This is a genomic window from Peribacillus sp. SIMBA_075 (genome assembly GCF_046534585.1).
Window position 1 is genome coordinate 1 of sequence record NZ_JAWRYN010001048.1, and the last position, 255, is coordinate 255.

Consider the following 255-nt stretch of genomic DNA (forward strand, 5'->3'; position numbering starts at 1 on the left):
TGGTATGCTTCACTTGCTTTCTCGAGCGGCACGATATGGGAGATGATCTCGCGCGGATCGAACTCGCCTTTTTCAATTTTGTCGAGAAGCATCGGCATTAAGTGAACGACTGGCGCTTGCCCCATTTTCATCGTCACGTTGCGCTCGAACAGGTTGCCGAGCGGGAATTGGTTATAAGTCAATCCGTAAACGCCTGTCAATTGGATGGTCCCGAATTTGCTGACGGCATCTTTCGCGATATCGATGGCGCTCAAT

At 50.6% G+C, this 255-nt stretch carries 1 pseudogene; it reads right to left on the minus strand.

From position 1 onward, the window contains the following. Positions 1-255 (minus strand): annotated as a pseudogene (locus SB775_RS31495) (glutathione-dependent formaldehyde dehydrogenase); the annotation flags it as partial.